16 protein-coding genes are annotated in these 24567 nt (G+C 62.5%); 13 read left to right on the top strand and 3 right to left on the bottom strand.

The genetic code is table 11. The features are described 5' to 3' along the window. The first annotated feature begins 97 nt into the window (after positions 1–97). Together IPM84_24660 and IPM84_24655 are read left to right on the top strand one after the other, a co-directional pair. Positions 98–691: a c-type cytochrome gene (locus tag IPM84_24660; protein MBK9095886.1), complete on the top strand. Its 594-nt coding sequence runs from the start codon at positions 98–100 to the stop codon at positions 689–691. 22 nt (positions 692–713) lie between these two features. Then, on the top strand, positions 714–3371 hold the full coding sequence (locus tag IPM84_24655) for a DEAD/DEAH box helicase (GenBank protein MBK9095885.1): 2658 nt from the start codon (positions 714–716) through the stop codon (positions 3369–3371). Positions 3372–3549: 178 nt separating this feature from the next. Here the strand turns inward: IPM84_24655 and IPM84_24650 are convergent, their stop codons facing one another. Then, positions 3550–3966, bottom strand: a complete 417-nt coding sequence (locus IPM84_24650; GenBank protein ID MBK9095884.1) for a hypothetical protein — start codon at positions 3964–3966, stop codon at positions 3550–3552. An 850-nt stretch (positions 3967–4816) separates the two neighbouring features. Here IPM84_24650 and IPM84_24645 point away from each other — a divergent pair. The 3 genes from IPM84_24645 (at position 4817) to IPM84_24635 (ending at position 8888) form a co-directional block, all read left to right on the top strand. Further along, positions 4817–5809 (top strand): IS110 family transposase, encoded by a 993-nt coding sequence (locus tag IPM84_24645; GenBank protein MBK9095883.1) that lies wholly within the window; start codon positions 4817–4819, stop codon positions 5807–5809. A 78-nt stretch (positions 5810–5887) separates the two neighbouring features. Next, positions 5888–7102: a mannose-1-phosphate guanylyltransferase gene (locus IPM84_24640; protein ID MBK9095882.1), complete on the top strand. Its 1215-nt coding sequence runs from the start codon at positions 5888–5890 to the stop codon at positions 7100–7102. 16 nt (positions 7103–7118) lie between these two features. Continuing rightward, positions 7119–8888 carry a hypothetical protein gene (locus IPM84_24635; protein MBK9095881.1) on the top strand — a complete coding sequence of 590 codons (1770 nt, stop codon included), beginning with the start codon at positions 7119–7121 and terminating at the stop codon, positions 8886–8888. On the opposite strand, the gene IPM84_24630 is transcribed toward IPM84_24635, so the two are convergent. Next, entirely contained in the window at positions 8859–11117 is a 2259-nt protein-coding gene (locus IPM84_24630; GenBank protein MBK9095880.1) for an AAA family ATPase, read from the bottom strand. The two genes, IPM84_24635 and IPM84_24630, sit on opposite strands and share 30 nt — an antisense overlap. 180 nt (positions 11118–11297) lie before the next feature. Here IPM84_24630 and priA point away from each other — a divergent pair, with 180 nt between their 5' ends. Further along, positions 11298–14141: a primosomal protein N' gene (priA, locus tag IPM84_24625; protein MBK9095879.1), complete on the top strand. Its 2844-nt coding sequence runs from the start codon at positions 11298–11300 to the stop codon at positions 14139–14141. On the opposite strand, the gene IPM84_24620 is transcribed toward priA, so the two are convergent. Continuing rightward, complete coding sequence (locus IPM84_24620) at positions 14133–14501, bottom strand: Hpt domain-containing protein (protein ID MBK9095878.1); 369 nt, start codon at positions 14499–14501, stop codon at positions 14133–14135. The genes priA and IPM84_24620 overlap by 9 nt on opposite strands. Before the next feature lie 606 nt (positions 14502–15107). On the opposite strand from IPM84_24620, the gene IPM84_24615 reads away from it, so the two are divergent. From IPM84_24615 to IPM84_24585, 7 genes are all read left to right on the top strand, one after another. Beyond that, positions 15108–15518 carry a response regulator gene (locus IPM84_24615; GenBank protein ID MBK9095877.1) on the top strand — a complete coding sequence of 137 codons (411 nt, stop codon included), beginning with the start codon at positions 15108–15110 and terminating at the stop codon, positions 15516–15518. A 39-nt stretch (positions 15519–15557) separates the two neighbouring features. Next, positions 15558–19199: a response regulator gene (locus IPM84_24610; GenBank protein MBK9095876.1), complete on the top strand. Its 3642-nt coding sequence runs from the start codon at positions 15558–15560 to the stop codon at positions 19197–19199. Then, a complete protein-coding gene (locus IPM84_24605; GenBank protein ID MBK9095875.1) occupies positions 19165–20454 on the top strand; it encodes a hypothetical protein in 1290 nt (429 codons plus the stop codon). Before IPM84_24610 ends, IPM84_24605 begins: the two co-directional genes overlap by 35 nt. Before the next feature lie 11 nt (positions 20455–20465). Continuing rightward, the gene (locus IPM84_24600) at positions 20466–21164 is read left to right on the top strand and encodes a response regulator transcription factor (GenBank protein MBK9095874.1); all 699 of its coding nucleotides are present in this window, start codon (positions 20466–20468) and stop codon (positions 21162–21164) included. A gap of 99 nt (positions 21165–21263) precedes the next feature. Further along, positions 21264–21653: a response regulator transcription factor gene (locus IPM84_24595; GenBank protein ID MBK9095873.1), complete on the top strand. Its 390-nt coding sequence runs from the start codon at positions 21264–21266 to the stop codon at positions 21651–21653. Between the two features lie 150 nt (positions 21654–21803). Continuing rightward, the gene (locus IPM84_24590) at positions 21804–24005 is read left to right on the top strand and encodes a chemotaxis protein CheA (protein MBK9095872.1); all 2202 of its coding nucleotides are present in this window, start codon (positions 21804–21806) and stop codon (positions 24003–24005) included. A 22-nt stretch (positions 24006–24027) separates the two neighbouring features. After that, on the top strand, positions 24028–24534 hold the full coding sequence (locus IPM84_24585; protein ID MBK9095871.1) for a purine-binding chemotaxis protein CheW: 507 nt from the start codon (positions 24028–24030) through the stop codon (positions 24532–24534). Positions 24535–24567 lie beyond the last annotated feature (33 nt).

Raw genomic sequence — 24567 nt, 5'->3', positions numbered from 1 at the left:
ATGGCAGCCTTGTACATCAAGCCCGGCGGTGACAGCCGGGCTTTTTGTTGGACAGGATTGACAGGATTAACAGGGTTTCTGCCTGAACGCCTCAACTATGAAAACAAGTCTAATCGCTCCCCTCTTGCTTGTCATCGTGGCCGGCGTCGCGGTCGCAGCCTGGTTGGCTCAACCGCCGGATGTGGCGCCCTATCGTTTTGCCGGCACACCCACTCCCCCCGGCCAGACCGGCGTCGAAGTCTACGCCCAGCGCTGCTCCACCTGTCATGGCGACGTGGGCCAGGGACTCACCGCAGCCTGGCGCGCCACCTGGGACGAGGAGCACCAGAACTGCGCCTCTGCCAAGTGCCACGGCCGTGACCATCCGCCGGAAGGTTTCCAAATACCCAACAACTACGCGCCGGCCGTGGTCTCTGCCGGCGCCCTGCGTCGTTTTGCCAACGCCCAGGTTTTGTACGATTACGTCTCGCTCACCATGCCCTACTCTGCGCCGGGCGATTTGACCCCAACCCAGTATTGGCGCGTGGTCAACTTCTTGCTCTGGGCCAACGGCGTCACCGATGTCCCCAACGGCGTCACGGCCGAAAATGCGGCGCAGATCGAGTTGGGCACGCGCCTCCACACCCTGCCGGTCATCCAGCCGGCCACTCCCGTGCCTCAACCCATCATGGGCGGGAGCAGCCGGCCATAGCGCGCCGGCGGGAGCCATTGCCATGAGCATCGAGGATTGCCTGGCTGAGTTGCGGCAGGACGCCGACTTCATGCGCCAGGTAACTGCCTGGCAGGAGCTGCCAGCCCGCGCCGGGCAATTCGCGCCCATTCCGACCGCGCTCGACCCGCGCCTGCGCCAGGCGCTGCAGCAGCGCGGCCTGACCCACCTGTACACGCACCAGGCTGAGGCGTTGGAAACCGCCCTGGCCGGCGAGAACCTGGTCATCGTCACCGCCACGGCGTCAGGCAAAACCCTGTGTTACAACCTGCCGGTCCTGCACACCCTTCTGCAGCAGCCGCAGGGCCGCGCCATCTACCTTTTCCCCACCAAGGCCCTGGCCCAGGATCAGTTGGCCGAACTGAACACCTTGCTGACCACCCTCCACGCCGCGGAATCAGGCCCGACCGCTGCGCCGATCCGCGCCAGCACTTACGATGGCGACACCCCGGCCGGCCAACGTCGCACCATTCGCAGCCAGGCGCGCATCCTGCTCACCAACCCGGACATGCTGCACACCGGCATCCTGCCCAACCACCCGTCATGGGCCGCCTGGTTTACGCATCTGCGCTTCATTGTGCTGGATGAACTGCACACCTACCGCGGGGTGTTTGGCAGCCATGTCGCCAACGTGCTGCGCCGCCTGCGCCGCCTCTGCCAGTTCTATGGCAGTGCGCCGCAGTTCATCTGCACCTCGGCCACGATCGGCAACCCGCAAGAGCTGGCAGAACGCCTGCTGGAAGCGCCGGTGCGCCTGCTGGACCGTGACGGCTCGCCGCAGGGCACGCGTCACGTAGTCCTATACAACCCGCCCGTGGTAGATCGCGACCTGGGCCTGCGGCGCTCCAGCGTTCTGGAGGCTGAACGCCTGGCTGCTCATTTCCTGGCGCACGGGGTGCAGACGATCGTCTTTGCGCGTAGCCGGCTGACCACCGAACTGCTGCTGACCTATCTGCGGCGCCGCGTGCAACGGCCTTTGCCCACAGCCCGCCAACAGCCGGGCGGCGCGCAGCACCAGGTTGACCCGGATGCCGTGCGCGGCTATCGTGGAGGCTATCTGCCGGAAGAACGGCGGGCCATCGAAACCGGCCTGCGCCAGGGTCGGGTGCGCGCCGTGATTGCCACCAACGCCCTCGAATTGGGGGTGGACATCGGTCAAATGGGCGCGGCCGTGTTGACCGGATTCCCCGGCGCCATTGCCAGCACCTGGCAGCAGATGGGCCGGGCCGGGCGTCGTCAGGGGGTGGCCGCGGCCATCCTCATTGCCGGCCCGGGCGCGCTCGATCAGTACGTCATCACCCATCCGCGCTACTTCTTCGAGCAAAGTCCGGAGCGTGCCTACATCAACCCCGACAACCTGGTCATTCTCTTGAATCACTTGCAGTGCGCGGCCTTCGAGCTGCCGCTGACGACCGCTGAAACTTTTGGACAGGTTGCTTTCACGCAGGAACTGCTGGCCTACCTGGCGCAGCAGGGGCTGCTGCATCAGAGCGGCGACGCCTGGTACTGGATGAACGAGAACCAGCCGGCGCGCCAGGTGTCACTGCGTGCGGCCGGCAATGACACCGTCACCATTCTGGCCGCCGACGCCGCAGCCCCGACCGCGGCCGCCGCGCCGGTCATCGGCGTGCTCGACCGTTTCAGCGTGCCGCTGTTGTTGCACGAAGGGGCGATTTATCTGCACGAAGGCAGCAGCTACCTGGTGACGCGCTTGGATTGGCCGGCCGGGCAGGCCTTTGTGCAGCCTGTCAGCCTGGAGTATTACACGGAAGCCAGCAGCACCACCACGGTGCTGGTGCGTCGTGAGGAGAAACAAGAACGGCTGGGCAGCAGCCTGCGTGGCCAGGGCGAAGTCACCGTCACTACCCAGGCCACCACCTACCGCAAAGTCCGGCTCTACACGCAGGAAACCCTGGGCACTGGGACGATTGAACTCCCTGAACAGCGCATGGACACCACGGCCTATTGGCTCAGCTTGCCGGAGGAAGCCAGTGAGAGTTTGCGTAGCCAGGGCCTGTGGTGGGACGAGCCGATTCTGGACTATGGCCCCAACTGGCAGGAGCAGCGGGGCCACGTGCGGGCGCGTGACGGCTATCGCTGCACAGGCTGTGGCGCCGCGGAGACGCCCGCGCGCCAGCACGATGTGCATCACCGCGTCCCCTTTCGTTTCTTTGGCTACATCCCCGGCCCGCCGCCGTTGGGCAACCAGGCCTACCTGGAGGCCAACCGGCCGGAGAATCTGACCACCCTCTGCCGGACCTGCCATCGCCGTGCGGAGATGATCGTCCACGTGCGCAGCGGTCTGGCCGGTCTCGCCTACGCCCTGGTCAACGTGGCGCCGCTGCACCTGATGTGCGATCCGCGTGACCTGGGCGCGACGCACGATTTCAAGAGCCAGCACAACGGCCTGCCGACGATCACGTTGTACGACCGCATCCCCGGCGGCATCGGCCTTGCCCCGCGGCTCTTCGAGCTGCACACCACCCTGCTGCAGGCCGCACGTGACCTGGTCATGGCCTGCGGCTGTCGCGGCGGCTGCCCGGCCTGCGTCGGCCCCAATCAGGAAACCGCAGACAGCCCGGTCAGCACGCGCCAGTTGACGCTGGCACTTATTGATACAATTTGTAACTGCTCACCCTGCGGGCCGATTTGGACAGGATGAACAGGATGTACAGGATTCTTGCCTGTGTGGCAAAACTTCGGCACGAGATCCATCCCCTCCCCCCCTGTCGACCCCTCCCTGTTTTCAGGCAGGCTGAGCAGTTACGAATCCTGTCTGAATTCCAGGCAGGCTGAGCAGTTACGCCTCTTGCGTCTATGATGCCGGACCTGTGAACCAGTTATACAGGCTGTAGTTCCTCGACGATGTTGCCATCGGATACCGTTTCCACCGGCGGTTTGTCATCACCGCGTTCCCACATCATGGAGAATCCCCAAATAGTGGCATCCCCTATCCAGAAATCTGCCGGCGTAAACTGCATCTTCGAGTGCGGCGGTGGTTCGGGTCGGGATGGGTGATATTCCACGTCCCATCCGAATGCTTCACCCTGCCAGTATTTGTTCTGCTGATGAACCTGTTCAGCTAACGCTCTCACGGCATCCAGGTCGGGAATGAGCACGGGCGCATAAGGCCTGAACTCGGGGTCAATGGTGATCCTGACCTTAGCGATTGTGCCGCTTAGCCTGTTCATGGCGCCAGGCGATGATGATTTCGTCGTATCGCTCGTTGATGATTCGCTCAATTTCGTTAAGCTCATGATAAATACTCCAAGAAAGCGTAGCACAGCGATTAGGGCTTGTCAAGAAACAACTTCCCAATCCTGTGGTCGTGCTCTGCCAGGGCAGAAGCTGGTAAGATACTAACCTTCGCCTGGGATGGGCGGGCGTCAGTTTCAGCGGTTCCAAATGAAGCCTGGTTTTTAACCACAGAGATCACAAAGAACGCAGAGAAGTTGCTGATTTGCGTCTGATCTGCCGTTTCTTTGTGTTCTTTGTGCTCTTTGTGGTTGAATGTGTGCTACATTTGGAACTGCTGCGTCAGTTTGGCCTGGCAGCGCCCACCGTAGAGATCACAAAGAACGCAGAGAAGTTGCTGATTTGCGTCTGATCTGCCGTTTCTTTGTGTTCTTTGTGCTCTTATATGATATGGGGGAAACAAGAAACGATACAAACAGAGCCATGTCTTTGACACCGCAGAGAGATCATGGTCGGTGAGAAAGGTTGTCAGCGACACAGGAACGTTGAAGGCGACAGACACTGACAATCCCCCGATCCCTCCAACATCCGGCTGGATGCGAAGACGATGGTCAAGCCAAATATGTGCTAGAATTCTATTGTTAGTTCATCAGTGATGAGGTTGTCGTCGGACGGCGCATCTCAACACTGGTAGGACGGATGGGCCAAGAAGAGAGTGAATCCGTTTTGTGCTTAGGATCAGCGAATCAGTCGCAAAGATTAAGATCCTCTCTTCTAGCCCGTGTCCGAGCACGAACAGTATCTCAAGCCGATTGGTCGTAGCAGACATGAGCTTGGATTGATAAGACTACGCGTTGACACGGGTCTGGCCTCCGCCATAGCACGCTGAAAGGAGACAAGAAGATGGCTACAATAATGCAAGCATACCTGGGTATTGACATATCAAAAGACACTTTTGATGCGTTCCTTACACAGGAAAATCGCTCTACACCGTTCCAGACAAGCAACAATCAAGTTGGGTACGAAAAATTGAGCAAATGGCTGAAGAAACATGGCGGGAGCAATGTCCACGCTTGCATGGAAGCAACCGGTCGTTATGGAGATGAACTGGCCGAGTTTCTTCACAAGGAGGGCTTGACCGTGAGTGTGGTCAATCCACGTCGAATTGCATCCTATGCTGCCAGCCAATTGAAACGCAATAAGACCGACAGCCTTGACGCCGCTGTGATTGCTGATTTTTGTCGTACCCAGAATCCTGATCCGTGGCAGCCGCCTCCTCCAGCCATACGTGATCTGCAAATGATGACTCGACATCTCGAATCATTACTCGACATGCGCACCGAGGAGCGCAACCGCCTTCAGTCTGGCGTTACGGCCCCCGCTGTCGTCAAGGCCATCGAGCAGCATATCACTTTCCTCAATACCCAAATCGCTGATCTTGAACGTCAGATCGCTGATCATCTCGATCAACATCCTGACCTCAAGCAACAGCGAGACCTGCTCGTTTCCATCCCCGGTATCGGCGATACCACCGCTGCTAAGCTGATCGCCGAGATCAAGGACATCAACCGCTTTGATGATGCTACTCAACTCGCCGCCTACGCCGGCCTTTGTCCCAGTCGTCGCACGTCTGGCACCTCGGTGCGTCACAAACCTAAACTGTCCAAAATCGGTAATGCCGTCCTCCGTAAAGCCCTTTACTTCCCAGCTCTCTCGGCAAAATCTCACAATCCATTGGTGCATAGTTTCTGTGAGCGTCTCGCTGAGCAGAAAAAACCTAAGATGGTCGTTGTTGCCGCCGCCATGCGTAAACTGTTGCACATTGTCTTTGGTGTCCTCAAACACCGCAAACCCTTTGATCCCGATTACCTAAAGCTCGTTATGCAGCCTGGCGCTGCTACCTAGCTCACAGCATACCTTGCGCTCTCAACCAGCGCCAACTCGAAACTTGACATTCAACACAGTATCTTTGTGGTTGAATGTGTGCTACATTTGGAACTGCTGCGTCAGTTTGGCCTGGCAGCGCCCACCGTGCTATACTGGCGCATGCGTAGCCCGGGCTGCGCAAAGCGCCATGTCAGCGCCAGGACAGAGAGGTCTTTGACGATGCACCGTAACGAACACCTGTACGCCGTCATTCTGGCCGGCGGCGGCGGCACCCGCCTGTGGCCGCGCAGCCGCCAGGCTCACCCCAAGCAATTCCTCGATCTCACGGGCGAAGGCACCATGCTGCAAGAGGCCTACGCCCGCATCGCGCCCATCATCCCGGCGGAGCGGGTCCTGGTCATCACCAATGCCCGCTACGTTGACCTGGTGAGCGAGCAGGCGCCGGCTATTCCCCGCGCCAACGTCATTGGGGAGCCGGCCGGGCGCGGAACAGCGCCCGCGATTGGCCTGGCTGCTGCGCTCCTGCGTCAGCGCGACCCCGACGCGGTGATGGCCATTCTCACGGCCGACCATTTGATTGCACGTAAGGAAACCTTTCGTCGCGCCCTGCTCGCCGCCGCGGAGGTGGCGACCACACCGGGGCGCCTCGTCACCCTGGGCATCACACCGGCCTATGCTGAAACCGGCTATGGCTATGTGGAGCGGGGCCCGGAAATCACCACGCTGGATGGCCTGACCGCCTACCGGGTGCTGCGTTTTACCGAAAAGCCCAATCGTGAGACGGCCGAGCGTTTCGTGCAGAGCGGCCAGTTCTCCTGGAACAGCGGCATGTTCCTGTGGCGCGCGGACAGCATCCTCGCTGAGATTGCCCGCCAGATGCCCGAACTGAGCGCCCAGTTGGCCGCGATCGCGGCGTCGCTCAACCAGCCGGCTGCAGACGTAGCCTGGGTCCCGGCCTGGATGCAGATTCGCAGCGAAACGATTGATTTTGGCATCATGGAGGGCGCGCTCGACACCGTCGTCCTGCCGGTGGACATCGGCTGGAACGACGTGGGCAGTTGGGCCGCGCTGGCCGACGAACTGCCGGCCAACGAGCAGGGCAACGTGGTGCAAGGCCCGCATATCCTGTTGGACACGCATGACAGCTTCGTCTTCAGCGAACAGCGCCTGATCGCGGCCATCGGCCTGCAGCGCATGATCGTGATTGATACGGCCGACGCGCTGCTGATCTGCCCGCGTGAGCGCGCCCAGGAGGTCAAGGGGATCACCGAGGCGTTGAAGGAGCGCGGCCTGTCCGCCTACCTGGCCTAGAGAAAGGAGTCATTGTATGGATCGCGCGGTCCCATTTGCCACCAGTGAAGGCATCGAACTGTATCTGCGCACCTACTACTCGTTGCTGCGCAGCAGCGGTTCCATTCGCGTGCGCTCGCTGGAAGAAGCGCACATCAGCACGAATTCCAGCCTGCACTTCAAAGCGGCCGACCCGGAGCCGGACATCTCTGCCTTTCTCTACGCCTGGCTGCGCCTGCCGCCGGAGATCGTGCATGTGCGCTACGTGCTGCTCGGCCAATCGGAAGATGTCTTTGCCCGTCGCGGCTACGGGGCCATCGAAAGCTGGCGCCTGGTGCGCGCGCCGGCGCGGCGGCGGCGCATGTTCTATGACGATCATGAGAACCTGGCCTGCTTCATTGCCAGCGTCTCCGACATTGATGATCTGATCCCCATCCTGACCGCCTTCCAGATCGAGTGGAACAAGATGCACATGCGCCTGCGCGGTTCCGTGCTGCTGCAGACCATCAAGCAGCACCATGTGCAGGGCAAGCCGCTGGGCGATGTGGAGCAGGAGGCGCTGCAAGAGATTTTGGAGATGAGCAGCGATGACCTGGAGAAACTGGCGGGCACCTGGGGATCTCACCTGGCCGAACGCCTGGAGCAGATTGGCCAGTACGAAATGAACCTGTTCGTTAACCTGTTGGCGGGGTCACGCACCGATTACCGCAAAGCCACGCAAGGCTGGTGGCGCACCATCGAAGACCGCACCGCCGAGGCCAGCCAGGGGCGCCTCGATGCGGCGACGGTCACCAGGCGCCCGATTTACTTCGTTTCGAGTAACACGCACAGCCTGCCCAACGCCCTGTGCGGCTTCGCCAGCCAATATCGGGCCGAACTGCTGACTTTTCTGGAGACGAACAATCCTGAAAACCTGTGGCCGGAAGCGCAGACTGCCCAGGCCATCGGTTCACAGGGGCGCCTGCTCAATCTGCTCTACTACATCCAGCGTTTCTTTTTGGCAGAGCGCGGCCACACTCAGCGCATGGCCGACTATCGGCAGGCCGAGACCGCATCGGGCATCAGCACCATCAGTACGCCGGCCTATCTCGATGTGTCGAGTCACATCATCGAACTAAACCGGATTGATCCGGCCAAATGCGATCCGCGCCTGCAACTGCCGCAGATGGAGCGCCTGCGCCAGAGCGAGGCCATCATCATCAACATTGACTATCCGTTAGGGATGGCGGCCTATCATATCCTGGCGCAGGTGACCACGAGCGTGCCGGAGTTGCGCGGCGCCTATTTCATGGGCAAGGCAGCCACCCTGAATGGCCGCGTCGGTGATGTGATGATTCCCAACGTGGTCTATGATGAACATTCGCGTAACACCTTCCTGTTCAAGAACAGCTTCACCGCGGCCGATGTGGCGCCCTATCTCTCATTTGGCAGCGTTTTCGACAATCAGAAGGCGATCACGGTGCGCGGCACCTTTCTGCAAAACCGCGAGTTCATGAGCATCTTCTACCGTGAGGGTTACACCGACATCGAAATGGAGACCGGGCCGTATTTGAGCGCCCTGTACGAGGACATCTACCCGCAGCGCTACCCGCAGGACGAAATCGTCAATCTCTTCATCAACGCGCCCTACGACATCGGCGTGTTGCACTACGCGTCAGACACGCCGTACAGCCGCCGTCAGCAGTTGCTGTCCAAGAGTCTGTCTTTCTTCGGCGTAGATGCGACCTATGCGACCACGATCGCGATCTTGCGCCGCATCTTCAAGCAGGAGATCGAGCTAGTGGGTGAGGATCGGGATGCGCTCTAGCATCCGATAGATGACGACGGCCTCGCGGGCGCGTGCCAGTGCCCGCGACATATCCCCCTGGCCTTCATAAATCGTGCTCAGGACGGTCAGCAGTTGGGCCTGCTGCTTCCAGGCGCCCAGGCGCTGAAAGCCTTCCAGGGCCAGCGCAGAATGATGCTCGGCCTCTGCCAGGCGACCGGCCGCCTGGTGAATCTCCCCCAACCGTTCATGCGTGCGGATCTGCCAGAGATCGGAGCCGGGGAGGTTCAGCACCTGCTGCAACAGGTTGAGTGCGGCATCGTCTTGTCCTGTCTGCGTAGACAGATCAGCTAGGACATGCGCCAGGTGGATGCGACTGCTCACGTCGCCACGCGTTTCTACGGCAGAGCGGGCTTGGAGCAGTTTTTGTTGCGCCTTTTCCAACTGACCCAATCGCAGCATGACCTCTCCCTGCTGGGTCAACAGATCAGCCGGCAGGGTTGTGATGAGGTCGGCCGGCAGATTGTCGCAAGCGGCCTGCACGTGAGCGGCGGCATTCTCCCGATCATCGTGTTGCAGACTCACCTGGGCCATGCGACAGCGGATGAGGATGTGCTCTGCCACGTCACCGGTACACCCCAGGGCGGCCTGATAGTGTTCCAGGCCGGCCCGGTAATCGCCGTTCAACTCATGGATATCACCCAACGCCCGATGAATGAGCATCTGGGTGGTCGTGTCCCCGGGCTGGGTGGCTTGCGACAGCGCGCCCCAGTACAACTCACGCGCACTGTCCAGGGCATTCAGGCTGAAGGCCCAGCCGGCCAGGGCCATCAGCGCCGGCAGGATGTCATCATCGCTGGCGCCGGCCAGGCGGGCGTGCATGGCGGCCTTCACCGCCGCTTGCACATCGCCCTGCTCATGCCAGGCATTCAACTGGCCGGCCAGGAGGCGATGCAGGCGCCGGGCCTGATCCGCACGCGCATCGTCGTAGATCGTACGGCGAATCAGGCTATGGCTCAGACCGATGACCCGGTTCTCTGGCGGCGCGCTGGCCGTGCGCTCAGGCCGCGGCTCTGCTCTCAGCCAGAGCAGGCCTGTCGGCGCCAGTTCGGCCAGGGTGGTCTGCAGGGTTTGGGGACTCCAATCGAGCACGCGGCGCGCCAGTTCGAGATCGAGGGGCCAATTGCTCACCGCCAATACCAGGAGGAGTTGGTGGCCGTTGCTACTCAAACCGGCACGACGCTGCTGCAGGACGCTGCGCACGTTCGGCGCCAGCGCCGGCCACCGGCTTGGGTTGGCTGCAGCCGCAACCATCGGCTGCCCGGGGGGCGAGGCCTGGGCGCTCGCCGCCAGCAGATGGCGCTCCTGCCAATCGGCCAGGGTGTGTAACAAGAAGAGCGGGTTCCCTTCGCACCCTTCCCACAGGTAGTGCGCCAGGGCGGGGTCTGCGGCCCCGGGCAGCAGCGCCATGAGCCATTGACCGACGGCCTCCTGGCTGAGCGGCGCTAACCGGAGCCGTTGCACCGCCTGAATGCCGTTCCAGCCACTCACTCTGCCATTGGTGCGCACCCCGCGCAGCAGATGATGCAGGGGATGCGAATCGTCTATTTCATCCGGGCGATGGGTCAGGACCACCATCAGCGGTTGGCGCATGCTGTTGTTTAGCGGGCGGCCGATATGCACCAAATAGTGGATGAACGCCAGCGTCGAGCGATCAGCCCATTGAACATCATACAGGGCGATGACCAGGGGTTTCACGCGCGCAACGGCGCTCAGAAAGTTGCACAGACCGGAGTGCAACCGATTTTGATCTATGCGGCCCTCGATGGCGGGCGCCGGCGTTGCCACCGAGCCGGTCAGCAGGGCCTCCGGCACGAAACGCCCAACCTCAGCCCAAACCGTAGTCGGCAGATTCAGGTCGGCTGGCAGGTCGGGTCCCAGGATGCTGGTCAACTGATCCCACAGCGACGCCAGCAGTTCGATCAAGGGTTGATAGGGTATGTGCAACCCGGTGTCGTAGCTGCGACTGCTGACGAACAGGGCGCCTTGCGTGGTCGTTTGGGCGCCGAATACGTCAACCAGGGTCGCCTTGCCCACCCCAACGTCGCCCTCGACGGCCACCAGCACACTGTCGCCGCGCAGGGCCTGGCCCCAGCGGGCCTGCAGCCAGGCCAACTCGGCCTCGCGTGCCACAAATGGCGACAGGCGCGTCATGACGGTGCTTTCATCCTGCCCGCTGACGGTCCTCACATTTGGTTGTTGCCTTGTCATGCGACTCAAACCTTACAGCACGAACAGAATTGCCTATGTGCCTCAAATACGGCATAATAACGTGGCCTGACAGGAGAGTGCTGCCAGATCACGCGCCGGTGGTTGAATCTGTTCAGATCGAACGACGGCGCTGCCCCGATTCTTGGGTCAGGAACGACACCGGCAGGAGTATAACCGACTTTGAACAATCTCGCAATGCCCGCCGCTGATCTCACGGCTGTGCCCTGCGCAGTGGCCGACGTTGTTGTCAACACGCCGGTCAACCGCGCCGGTGGCTACGCGGCCACCAGCGACATCTTTAGCTACGAGATTCCACCGCTGCTGCAGGGACAGATCGAACCTGGGCACCTGGTGTGGGTGCCGTTCAGTGGTCGCCGCCTGCAAGGGATCGTGGTCGGCCTGCGGTCGGATGCCCCGCCGGGCGTCACCTTGCGCGCCCTGGCTGAACTGGCCGCGGCTGAGCCGGTGCTATCGGCTGTGCAATTGGAACTGGCGCGTTGGCTCAGTCAGCGCTACCTGGCGCCGCTGCGCGATTGCCTCTTTATCATGCTGCCGGCCGGCGTGGCCCAGCGGGTGGATGTCGTCCTGAGCCGCCAGGGCGCGGGGCCGCTGCCCGATGATCTGAGCGCCGAGCAGCGGGCCTTGCTGGTGCGTTTGCAGCGCAATGATGCCAGCCAGCGTGTGCTCAAGAAGGAAAATCCGGTTTGGGTGCAGAGCCGCGTGCTGCAACCGCTGCTGCGGCGCGGCCTGGTCACGCGGCGCAGCGCCGTCACCTCGCCCACGGTGCGCCCGCACGTGCAGCAGTTGGTGCGCCTGCTGGCGGAGCCGGAGACCATCCGCCAGGTGCTGCCCACGCTGGGGCGCCGCAGCAAGCAGGCTGATGCCCTGGAGATGCTGGCACGCCACACGCCCCCGGTGCTGACGATGGACGCTCTGCAAAAACTGGCTGGCTGTGGGCCAGGGCCATTGCAGGCCCTGGCGGATCGCGGCTCGATTCGCATCGTTTCTGCCCCGGACACCCACGGCCGCCAGGCCTCCCTGGCGCTGACGCCCGCCGAAGCCGACGCGGCCGTGATCAGCCTGCGCGGGGGCGAAAAATATCAACGAGTGCTCGATGTTTTGCATGAGTCCGCCGAGCCGCTGTGGGTGGGCCGCGTGCTGGCCGCGGCCAATGTGGACATGCCCACCCTGCGTACACTGGCCGGCGCCGGCCTGATTGCGCTGGAATCGGTCGAAGTGATGCGCGATCCCCTGGCCGGCCGCACCTTTGCTCAGCAAACGCCGCCGCTGTTGACCGCCGAGCAGGACAAGGCCTGGGGCGCGATCGAGTCTGTGCTGACCGCAGCGCGGCCGGCCAACATGAGTAGCCGTTTTTTTCTCTTGTTTGGTGTCACCGGCAGCGGTAAGACGGAAATCTACCTGCGTGCCATTGCCACGGCGCTGGCACAGGGGCAGCAGGCCATTGTGCTGGTGCCTGAAATTGCACTGACGCCGCAGACGATCGCCCGTTTCGCGGTGCGCTTCCCCAATCGGATCGCGGTGTGGCACAGCGATCTCTCGGTCGGCGAACGCTTCGACACCTGGCGGCGGATACGTCGGGGCGAGCTGCCGGTGGTGATCGGTCCGCGCTCCGCGCTTTTTGCGCCGCTGACCAATGTGGGCGTCATCATCATGGATGAGGAGCACGATAGCAGCTACAAGGAGCACGAACGTCAGCCCCGCTATCAGGCGCGCGCGGTGGCGCTGCGCCTGGGTCAACTGACGGGGGCGACGGTCATCCTGGGCAGTGCCACGCCCGCGCTGGAAACCTTCTACGCCGCGCAGCGCGGTCAGTTGCAGCTCCTGTCGCTGCACAACCGGGTGATGGGGCATCGGCCAGGCACGGAGGGTGGGGATGTCCAGCCCTTGACGATCGAGCTGCCCGAGGTGACGGTGGTGGACCTGCGCCAGGAGCTGCGCGCCGGCAACCGCAGCATTCTCAGCCGCGCCCTGCAAGCCGCTCTGCAGCAAACGCTCGACGCGGGCGAGCAGGCCATTCTGTTCCTCAACCGCCGCGGCAATGCCACGGTGGTGATGTGCCGGGATTGCGGCCATGTGGAACAGTGTACCCGCTGCGAACTGCCCATGACCTACCATGGCCCCCTGGCGGAGCAGGAGCAGCCGGTAGGGGTTGAGCTGACGCCGCAGGGCGCCCGTCGCCTGGAGCAGGCGGTGCTGACGCCTTTTTTGCTCTGTCATCAGTGTAATCGTCGCCGGCCGGTGCCCACCACCTGCCCGGCCTGCGGCAGTGTTCGCATCCGCTACCTGGGCGCTGGCACGCAACGCATCGAACAGGCGGTGCGCGAGCAGTTTGCGCAGGCGCGCACGCTGCGTTGGGATCGTGACACCACGCAGCACAAGGGCGCCCATGCCGAAATCCTGGAGCAGTTCAGCAATCACCAGGCCAATGTGCTCATCGGCACGCAGATGATTGCCAAAGGCCTTGATCTGCCGATGGTCACGTTGGTAGGGGTGATCAGCGCTGACATGGGGCTGTATCTGCCCGACATGCGCGCCGCCGAACACACCTTTCAAGTGTTGATGCAGGTGGCTGGGCGCGCCGGCCGTAGCGCACGCGGCGGACAGGTGATTGTCCAAACCTATACCCCCGACCATTACACGGTCAGCGCGGCCAGTCAGCATGATTACATCAGTTTCTTCAGGCGGGAATTGGATTATCGGCGACAGTTGGACTATCCCCCGCTGACGCGCTTGGTGCGCCTGGTGTACAGTCACAGCAACGCAGAGCAGGCAGAGGCGGAGACGCAGCGAGTTGCACGTTTGTTGCAAGGGGAAATCAGCCGGTTGGGGATGAGCGATGTGGGGATGATTGGGCCGGCGCCCTGCTTTTTTGCGCGGCTGCGCTATCGCTACCGCTGGCACATCCTGGTGCGGGGACGTGGCAGTGATCCAAGCGCGGTGGTGCGCCTCATCACCCTGCCCGCGGGGTGGCACATTGATGTTGACCCGGTCAACCTACTGTAGCCCAGCCCAGCCCTGCATGCCTGGCCGGCTGATCTGATCGAGAGCCATGCATAGGCGCTGCACTTCTGTTTCCAGGGTGGTGCTGGCTTCTGTCATGCGCGCCAGGTTGTCGTGGCGTGCCACTTCTTCCAGGCGACGGGCCGCCTCGAATGCGGGCTTGGCCGCGAAGTTGCTGACGACGCCCTTGAGCGAGTGCGCCACCTGCATGACGGTCTGCCGGTCCCCACAGCGCGCCGCCTCGGAGACCTGGGCCAGCATCAAACCAGAGCTCTCGAAGAAGAGTCCGGCCAGTTCACTCAAGAAAGCATGGTCATGATCGAACCGTTGCCACAGTTCGTGGCTGTCAAGAACTTGACTCATAGAATAATACCGCCTGGTTCAGAATATCGCGTTGGGCTGCAACGTTGGCAGATCACGTTGGCAAACCTCAACGTTCAACAGTCAGTATAATTTACTGATTGTTGGATAGCAATAGCCCACAAGCCCCATACTCGCACCTTGAGGCGCATGTCTGCGTCTTTGCTTGTGGCCGACTTGAAAATCAACGACTGGGAGCGCAGGCGTCTCGCCCGCAGGCCGCCCGCAGGGCCGCCATCTTCCCCCCTTCTCCTCTCCGCCGCGCGGAGAGGAGAAGGGGCCGGGGGATGAGGTGAGGCCCCTCCTCCCGCACTTGAGAACTCTGTGGCAGACCGGCTGAAGCCTCGATTCCGGGTACATTTGGATTTGCAGGGCGCCTGCAGGGCCGCCATCTTCCCCCCTTCTCCTCTCCGCCGCGCGGAGAGGAGAAGGGGCCGGGGGATGAGGTGAGGCCCCTCCTCCCGCGGTTGTGCATCCGGTATGACGACTGACTTGTCAGGCTGAACGTTTCCGTTTACAATGTTGGCTATCCCTTGCCAGACGCCCTTGTCTCAGCTCGATTGAAGACAGCGCCGGGGACACAGCCAAGCCATGAAGAAGAGACCGTCCATGCAATTTGCGGTCTATTTTCAGAACAGCGAGATGACGATGGCCATTAAATCTATCCTCATGATTGACGACGATCTTCAGATTAGTCGCCTGGTGCGCTTCATACTCGAGTCCGCCAAGTATAAGGTGCGCACTGCAAACAACGGAGAGCAGGCGCTACTCCTGTTGGCGGCCGAAAAGCCCGACCTGATCTTCTGCGATGTGGCTATGCCTGTCATGGATGGATTCATGACGGTGCAGGCCGTGCGCAGTAATCCAGCCTGGCACGATGTACCGATCATCATGCTGACGGCGCTGGGCGATGTGCGGGACCTCGACCGTGCCTTCAGCGCCGGCGCCAATGGCTTCCTCGGCAAACCGTTCAGCCCAAAAGAGATGCTCGCCACGGTGGCCCAGTTGAGCGACGCTTGACGGTCGCGCCTTTTGATTCGTGATGAAAGGGCTTGCGCTATGATCAATCCCTTGCTCCAGCGCCAGTTGCAGGCAACCGGCCTGACGTCAGAAGCTCTGCCGGCCAACGACGGAGCCTGGCTCGACTTCCTGGCGCGGCTCAGCCTGGACTATGACAGCCTGTGTCAGTCGTCTGACACGGAGTTGGAGCAACGCCTGCGGGAGACGCTGCTGCTCAATCGCGCGCTGGCCGCCACCTCCTCCGCGCTGGAACCGACGGCCATTTTGACCATCCTCTGCGAGGAACTGGCGCGCGCCTTCGATGTGCCACAGGCGGCCGCCACCCTGTTGAGCGAAGACGGCAAGGATCTGCGCGTGGTGGCCGAATACTGCGCACCCGGGCGGCCTTCGGCCGCAGGCGTGGTAATCCCGGTTGCCAACAATGAGGCATCGCAGTACGTGCTGGCGCAGCGCAAACCGCTGGTCGTGCGCGACGCTCAGCATGACGAACGCCAGGCGGTGATTCATGATATGCAGCGCCGCCGCGGCACGATCTCCCTGTTGATCGTGCCAATTCTGGTGCGCGACCAGGTGATCGGAACGATCGGGCTTGACGCCATTACGTGGCGGGAGTTTAGTGACGAGGAGATTGCGCTGGCGTTGAACGTGGCCTCGGCCGCGGGCAAGGCGCTGGAACACGCGCAGTTCTACGTGGCCCTGCAGCGGGACCTGCTCGACCGTCAACGCATCGAAATGATGCTGGCCGAGGAGCGCAACCTGCTACGCACCTTGATTGACAATCTGCCCGACTACGTGTACGTCAAAGATACTCAGAGCCGCTTTTTGCTCAACAACAGCTCCCACATCAGGCTCTTAGGCGCTGCCACCCAGGAAGCGGTGCTGGGAAAGAACGATTTCGAGTTCTTTTCCCAGGAACATGCCAGCCGCTACTATGCCGATGAGCAGGAGCTGATGCGCAGCGGCCTACCGCTCATCAATCATGAAGAGCCGGTGATTGACCAGGTCACCGCCGCTCTTTCCTGGTGCGCGACGACGAAAGTTCCCCTGCGCGACAGCAGCGGCCTGATCGTGGGCCTGGTCGGCCTGAGTCACGATATCACGGAGCAGAAGCGCGCCCAGGAAGCCTTGCGCACCCAGGATCGCCTCCTGCGCGGCGTGGCCGATGCGGTCAACCACCTGCTGCGAGCCGACGACAACGAGACGATCCAACAGGCGCTGGGCATGTTGGGAGAGGCTGCCAATGTGGACCGCGCCTACATCTTCGAGAGCCACGACAATTCTCTGACCGGTGAACACCTGGTCAGTCAACGCGTCGAGTGGGTCAGTGACCAGACCACGCCGCAGATTGACAATCCGGCCTTACAGCACGCCAGCTACGCGTTGATGCCCCGCTGGTATGAAGTTCTCTCTTCCGGTTCCTCGCTCTGCGGCCGTGTGCGCGACTTCCCTGCCGATGAACGTCTCCTGCTCGGACCGCAGGACATTTGCTCCCTGCTGGTGGCGCCGATCATGGTGACCGGGCAATTCTGGGGCTTCATCGGTTTCGATGACTGTCACAGTGAGCGTCAGTGGTCAGAGTATGAGGAATCGGTGCTGTTCACGGTGGCCGGCAGCCTGGGCAGCGTCATGGCGCGCAAGCAGGCGCGTGAAGAACTGGAACGCAAGAACCAGGCGCTCGACGCCGCACTGGTGGCCGCGGAATCCGCGACACGGGCCAAGTCCGAATTTCTGGCCAACATGAGCCACGAAATTCGCACGCCCATGAACGCGGTCATCGGCATGACCGGGCTGCTCCTGGATACGACGCTGAGCGGCGAACAGCGCGATTTTGTGCAAACTATTCGCGCCAGCGGCGATGCCCTGCTGACGATCATCAACGACATTCTCGATTTTTCCAAGATCGAGTCCGGGCACATGGAGATGGAGCAACAGCCGTTCGATAGTCGTGTCTGCGTCGAAGAGGCGCTCGATCTCTTTGCGGCCAAGGCAACGGAAAAGAGTTTGGAGTTGGTATCCTATGTGGATGCCAACGTCCCCAGTCATATCGTCGGTGACATGACGCGTCTACGTCAGATCCTGGTGAACCTGATCGGTAATGCCCTGAAGTTCACCCAGCACGGCGAGGTGGTGCTATCGGTAGCGGCGCAGCCTGTGCCGGCACGCCCGCCAACAGAAGAAGGAGCGCTGCCCACCGCATCTACGGCCTATCAACTGCACTTTTCTGTGCGCGATACCGGCATCGGCATCCCTGTGGAGCGGATGGATCGGCTTTTTCATGCTTTCAGCCAGGTTGACGCCTCGATCACGCGCCGTTACGGCGGCACGGGCCTGGGGCTGATTATCAGCAAACGCCTGGCCGAACTGATGGGCGGCGCCATGTGGGTCGAGAGTGAAGTGAATCGCGGCTCCATCTTTCACTTTACGATTTATGCAGCGGCCGCCGCCGCGCCGTTGGGCCAGTCACCCGTGGGCGACCTGGCGCAGCTCAACGGCAAGCGGGTGTTGATTGTGGATGATAATGAGACCAATCGGCGCATCCTGCTCCTGCAAACACAGGCCTGGGGCATGATCGGCCATACCGTGGCCTCCGCCCAGGAGGCGCTCACTCTGCTGCGCCTAAATACGCCGTTCGACCTGGTCATCATGGATGTGCAGATGCCAGAGATGGACGGCGTGACGCTGGCGCGCGAGATTCGGCGCTTGCCCGATGGCCTGCACCTGCCCCTGATCGTATTGACCTCCCTGGGCGCGCAAGATGTGCGCCGCCAAGCCGCCGGTCTCAACCTGGCCGCGTTTCTCAACAAACCGGTCAAGGAGAGCCAATTGCAGTCGGTGCTCCTGACGGCGCTGGGCGCTGCCCAGGTCGCGGCCACCCAACCTGCATTGACCCGTTTTGATGCCAACTTTGCCCAGCGCCATCCGTTGCACATCCTGGTGGCTGAAGACAACGCCATCAACCAGAAGGTGGCCCTGCGCACCCTGGAGCGCCTGGGGTATCGGGCCGAGGTGGCGGCCAACGGGCTTGAGGTTCTGGAGGCTTTGCAGCGCCAGTCGTTCGATGTTGTCCTGATGGACGTGCAGATGCCGGAGATGGATGGCCTGGAGGCGACGCGGCTGATTCGCCAACGCTTCGATCTGAGCCGGCAGCCGCACATTATCGCCATGACGGCCCACGCCATGTCGGAGGACCGCGAGATCTGTCTGGCGGCTGGTATGGACGACTATGTGGCCAAGCCGGTCCGCATCGAAGCTCTGACGGCTGTACTGGGCCACGCACGCACGTTGCCGGCGCCAGTGGCGCCGGCGCCGCAAACGCTGACCGCGGAAGTGGTTCTGAGCCGCCATGCCCTGGATGAGCTGCGGCTGTTGGTGGGCGACCAGGACACGCATGTGCTCAATGAATTGATCGAAGGCTATATCAATGACCTGCCCAAACAGGCGCAGGCGCTGCAGCGGGCCTTGGCCGTTGAGGATTGGGTGGCGCTGCGGCGTATCGCGCATACGCTGAAATCGAGCAGCGCCATGTTTGGCGCGCTGCGCTTGACGGCCCTCTGCCAAACGCTTGAAATCATCGCGGTGCCCGGGCATTTCAGCGAGGCGCAGGAGAAGATTGGGCAGATGTGGATCGAGATGCAACGGGCAATGGATGCCTTGCTCGTCGAACGGCAGTCTCATGCATGAGGCGGCCGCGCGCGAGCAGCCTGATGCTGAGTTGACGCGCGTTGAGCCATTGCTCGCGCGTTTTGTTGAACGACTCAACTTTGTCCATGACGTGGACCGCACCATTCTGACGGCCAACACGCTGCAGGAACTGGCCGTCAACGTCGTCTCGCGTATCCATCGCCTCGTCCCCTACGATTACGCGGCTGTGGTTGAGTTCGACCTGGTCCGCAACACGGTTTACGTCCTGCACCAGGAGGGCGGGCCGGCCCTGACCCAATTTCCCCGCCAGGCCTGGCCCCTGCAAGAGCCTTGTCTCTTGCGTACACAGCAGGCGTTTGCGGTCCTGGTCTTCGACGATATTGGCGCGGTTCTGCAGCGTTACCCCGGATTCAGTGCGTTCGTGGACAGCGGTCTGCACAGCGTACTCAGCGCGCCCCTCCACATTGGCACACAGGCGACGGGCGGCCTGGTGCTGGCGACCACCACACGTGGCCTGTTCACCATCGAGCATGTCGAAATCGTGCGGGAGGTCTGTGATTTGCTGTCCGTCGGCTTCCAAAACGTGCGCCTGCGCCTGGAGTTACAGCGCGAGCGCGAGCGCCTGCAGGGCCTCTCCCGGCGCCTGCTGGCCACGCAAGAAACTGAGCGCCGTCATCTGGCGCGTGAACTGCACGATGAAGTGGGACAGATCTTGACCATCATCAAAATCAACCTGCAAACCATGCAGCGTAGGCCCGGCGCCGCCGTCTTCGACAAACCGTTACGTGAGTCCATCGGGATGGTGGAGAGCGCCTTGCAGCAGGTGCGCAACCTCTCTCTCGCCCTACGCCCCTCCTTGTTGGATGACCTGGGCCTGGCCGCGGCCATGCGCTGGTATGTCAACCGCCAGGCCGAGGTGATGGACCTGACCGCCCATGTCGAAGTCAACCTGGAAGAGAAGCGGCCTCCGCCAGCCCTCGAAACGGCCTGTTTTCGTATCGCCCAGGAAGCGCTGACCAACGTGGCGCGTCACGCCGCCGCCAGCACGGTCTGGGTGACGCTGCAGCGCACGGCCGACCGTCTATCGCTGACTGTGCGCGATGACGGTGGCGGCTTCGATGTGGCGGCCGCGCGTGAACGCGCGGTGCTTGGCAATAGTATTGGCCTTCTGAGTATGCAGGAGCGCGCCCTACTCACCGGGGGCCATCTTGTCATTGAATCGGCGGTTGGCGCTGGCACCACGATCCAGGCCGACTTTCCCTGGGTGTTATCGCCCCCTGATGGCGGAGGCTGAGGCTTGTGTAGATGATACGCATTCTCCTGGTTGAAGATCATTCCCTGGTACGCGCCGGCATACGGGCTTTGCTCGCCGGCCTGGACGACATGATCGTGGTGGCCGAGGCCAGCGATGCCGAGGGCGCCATCCGGCAGGTGGCGCAGCAGAACCCTGACATGGTGCTGATGGACATTGCCCTGCCGGGCGTCAATGGCCTGGAACTAACCGCCCATTTCCGGCGCACCCATCCGCAGTTGCAAGTGATCATCCTCTCTATGTACGCCGACGAAGAGTATGTGCTGCAGGCCCTGCGCGTCGGCGCCAAGGGCTACCTCCTCAAAGATTCGAGCATTGGCGAGCTTGAACTGGCGATTCGGGCCGTCATGCGTGGCGAGGCCTACCTGAGCCCTCTCGTCTCCCGGCATGTCGTCTCGGCCTTTGTCAAACAACAGGGCGGCGATGCGGATGCCAACGGCGCGCGCAGCCGGGCCACGAGTCACCTCAAAGAAGGTCTCGCAACGCCCAATCAACTGACCCCGCGCCAGCGCGAAATTTTGCGCCTGATTGCCCAGGGTCAAACCACCCAGGGCATTGCCAATCAACTCAGCATCAGCATCAAAACCGTCGAAACCCATCGCGCCCAACTGATGGAACGCCTCAACATCCACAGCATCGCCGGCCTCGTGCGCTACGCCGTTCACACCGGCCTGGTCAGCCTCGACGACTGAAGTGAGTACAAATCAGGTTTTCCCTGAATCCAATTCGCCTTTTCCTGATGGCCTCTGCCCGCGTGGTACGCGACACTGGCATGAGAGGCTCAACCCATCATGATTCGTGTCTTACTGGTAGACGATAGTCCGGATTTTCTCAACGCCATCACCGAATTCCTGACTCTTTTTTCAGACATTACGGTGGTCGGCCAGGCCCTTTCAGGACCCGAAGCGCTCGACCTGGACGACGACCTGCACCCCGATCTGGTTCTGATTGATCTGATTATGTCCGGCATGAATGGTTTGGAGGCCACCCGCCTGCTCTGTCAGCGGGCGTTGGCCCCGCGGGTTGTCATTGTCACCTCGTATGACGATCTCGAATACCGTGTGGCGGCCGTGGCTGTGGGCGCCAGCGGTTATCTGGTCAAGCCTGACTTGGCGCTGACGCTGCTGCCGCTGCTGCACAGTCTGTTTCCCAGCCGCGTCATGGCGGTCAGCGTTGCGTAGCGAGAGGGGATCGTGTCATGCGTAGTATCTTACTCCCGCCTCCCCCCCCCCCCCCCCCCCCCCCCCCCCTCCCCCCCCCCCCCCCCCCCCCCTCCCCACCTTCCCCCGCACCACCGTGGAAAAACTGTTATCGGGGCAGGAGAGCCGCCCATGACTGCACCGACCGTTCTTGACAGCGCCTTCTTTGCCGAATTCCTCAACGACTACTTTGCGGAGTGCGACGAGCATCTGTTGATCGTGCGGCAGCGCCTGCTGGTTCTGGAGGGACTTGTCAACGCGCCAGCGCTGGATCACACCCTGCTGGATGACCTCTTCCGCAGCTTTCACACGCTCAAAGGGCTGTCGGCCATGGTGGGCGTCAAAGATGCCGAGCAGTTGGCGCACCAGATGGAAGACACCCTGCGCGCGGTGCATCAGGACAAACTGGCGCTCAGTGCGGCCGTGTTGGCTGCCTTGAATGCTGGCGCCGTCGTTCTGGCGCAAGTCATCGCCGCGCGGCGTGACGAGCGCAGCGGGCCGGACATTCGCCCGATCAGCCAGCGCCTGTTCAGCCTCGGAAGCGATGGCACACCTCCGGCGCGTCCCGTCCCCCCGACGCCAGTGTACGACGCGCCTTCGGCCGCCGTTCCATCCCCAGCGCTTCCATCCCCGTCGCTTCCATCCCCGTCGCTTCCATCCCCGTCGCTTCCATCCCCATCGCTTCCGCTTCTTCCCGGCCAGGCCGCCTGGCGCTTTCACTTCGTCCCCAGCCCGGAACTGGCCGGTCGAGGCATCACCGTCAACCAGGTTCGCGCCCGCCTGCAGCAGGTCGGCGCCTTGATCCACGCCGCGCCGCAGATTGGCTCGGATGGCGCCATCGCCTTCGAGTTCGTGGTAGCCGGCTCGCCTACCCCGGCCCTGGTCGCTGCCTGGCAAGAGGATGGTCTTTACGGCGAGCCGGTGGACTGGACCAACCCGCCACCGGGCCTGACCGCCCCCTTCACAGCCGATCAGCAGCCCGCCGCGGCTGCGTCTTCAAGCGACCCTGCGGCGCCGGTCGAATCGGCTTCCGCCGCTGCGCTCCTCAGCCCTGCCGGGCCGGCGGTCACGCCGCGCACCAACCACACCCCCGCCGCCTCGGCGTCCCATCCTGCGTTCGATACGGCAGCGACCATGCTGGCGCCCACCAATGTCGTGCGTGTGGACCTGGGGCGCCTGGATGACCTCATGCGCATGATGGGCGACCTGGTCATCAGCCGCGCCCGCCTGGAAGACAGCCTGACCTCCTTGCAGGCCCAGGCGCCTGCGCTGGGCATGCGCAACCTGCAGGAGATCAACCTGGCCCTGGAGCGCCAACTGCGTGTCCTGCGCGAAGGCCTGATGCGCGTGCGCATGGTGCCGGTGGGCGAAGTCTTCACCCGCATGCAGTTTGTCATCCACGACCTGGCCCGCGACAGCGACAAGAAAGTACGGCTGACCTTGCAGGGTCAGGAAACCGAAATTGACAAATACGTGGTCGAACGTCTGATTGACCCCTTGCTGCACCTGGTGCGCAACGCCTTCAGCCACGGCCTGGAATCGGCGGACGAACGCGTGGCCGCGGGAAAGCCGGCCGAGGGCCATTTGCTGCTCAGCGCAGCGGCTGCCGGCGATGCGGTCATCATCGAAGTGGCCGACGATGGCCGTGGGGTGGACATCGAGTCTGTAGCGGTGCGCGCCCGCGCCCACGGCCTGCTCGGCCGCGACGCAGAGTTGGACGCCAACAGCCTGCTCGATGTTCTCTGTGCTCCCGGCTTCTCAACGCGTGATGAGGCGGATCTGGCCAGCGGTCGCGGCATGGGAATGTCCGTCGTCAGGGACACGGTACAAGGGCTGGGCGGTTCGCTCACCCTGGAAACGCAGCCGGGCCAGGGCACGCGCTTCGTCATCGAGCTGCCGCTGACCCTGGCCATTGTGGATGCGCTCATCGTCCGTGTCAGGGAACAGCGTTTTGCCGTGCCCCTGCCCGTGGTGCGCGAAGTGCTGCAACTGACGGCGGCTGCCATCACCCGCTTCGAACACAATGAAATCATGGCCTATCGCAACGCCGTGCTGCCCCTGCTGCGATTGGCCGACTTTTTCAACCTGAACGGCGCCGCGGCCGCCCCCTCCGGCGCCGGCCATGAGCAGCAGGTGATTGTCGTCGGCAGCGATTCGAACCTGTTGGGCGTGGTGGTGGACCGTATCCAGGGCAAGCGCGAGATCGTTGTGCGAGCGGTCACCGATCCGTTGGTGCAGGTGCAGGGCGTGGCCGGCGCCACAGAATTGGGCGATGGCCGCGTGGTGCTCATTCTGGACACCGGATCGCTGCTGCGCGCCGCCCGTATGCGCTGAGGGAGCAAAAAGGAGAGGATGAATGTCAGAAAGACGCGCCGATCTCGATAAACAGCAGCAGACGAAGCAGGAGACAGAACCCTACATCCTGTTCGAGCTGCTTGGCACCACCTACGGCCTGCGCAGCCGCTCCGTCAAACAGATGGAGATGGTTGAACACATCACCCCGGTGCCCAATGCGCGCCCGTTCGTGGATGGAGTCGTCTTTTCACGCGGTCAGGTGATTCCGGCGCTGAATTTGCGCCGGCGTTTTGGCTTCGACAAGGCGCCGTATGACCTGCGCACGCGCTTGATCGTGGTCACCTCGGCCGGGCGCACGGCCGGGCTGATTGTGGACACCGCGCGTGAATTCGTCAGCATTGCCGCTGAGACCATTCAGCCGCCGCCAGACGCCATCGCCGGCCTGAGCGGTCGTTATCTGCAAGGCATTGCCACCCTCGAGGAACGCCTGGTGCTCATCTTGAACGTGGAAGCGATTCTGAATGACGCCGACTTGGGCGCCGATGCCGCGGCGCCCATGAGCGCCTGAGGGTACTGCTCAGGTATCCGGCGCCGACCGGCA

The sequence above is a fragment of the Candidatus Amarolinea dominans genome, from assembly GCA_016719785.1.
Classification (GTDB): Bacteria; Chloroflexota; Anaerolineae; order SSC4; family Amarolineaceae; genus Amarolinea; species Amarolinea dominans.
The sequence above is the reverse complement of the archived record's forward strand: the minus strand, read 5'-3'. Positions and strand labels throughout refer to the sequence as shown.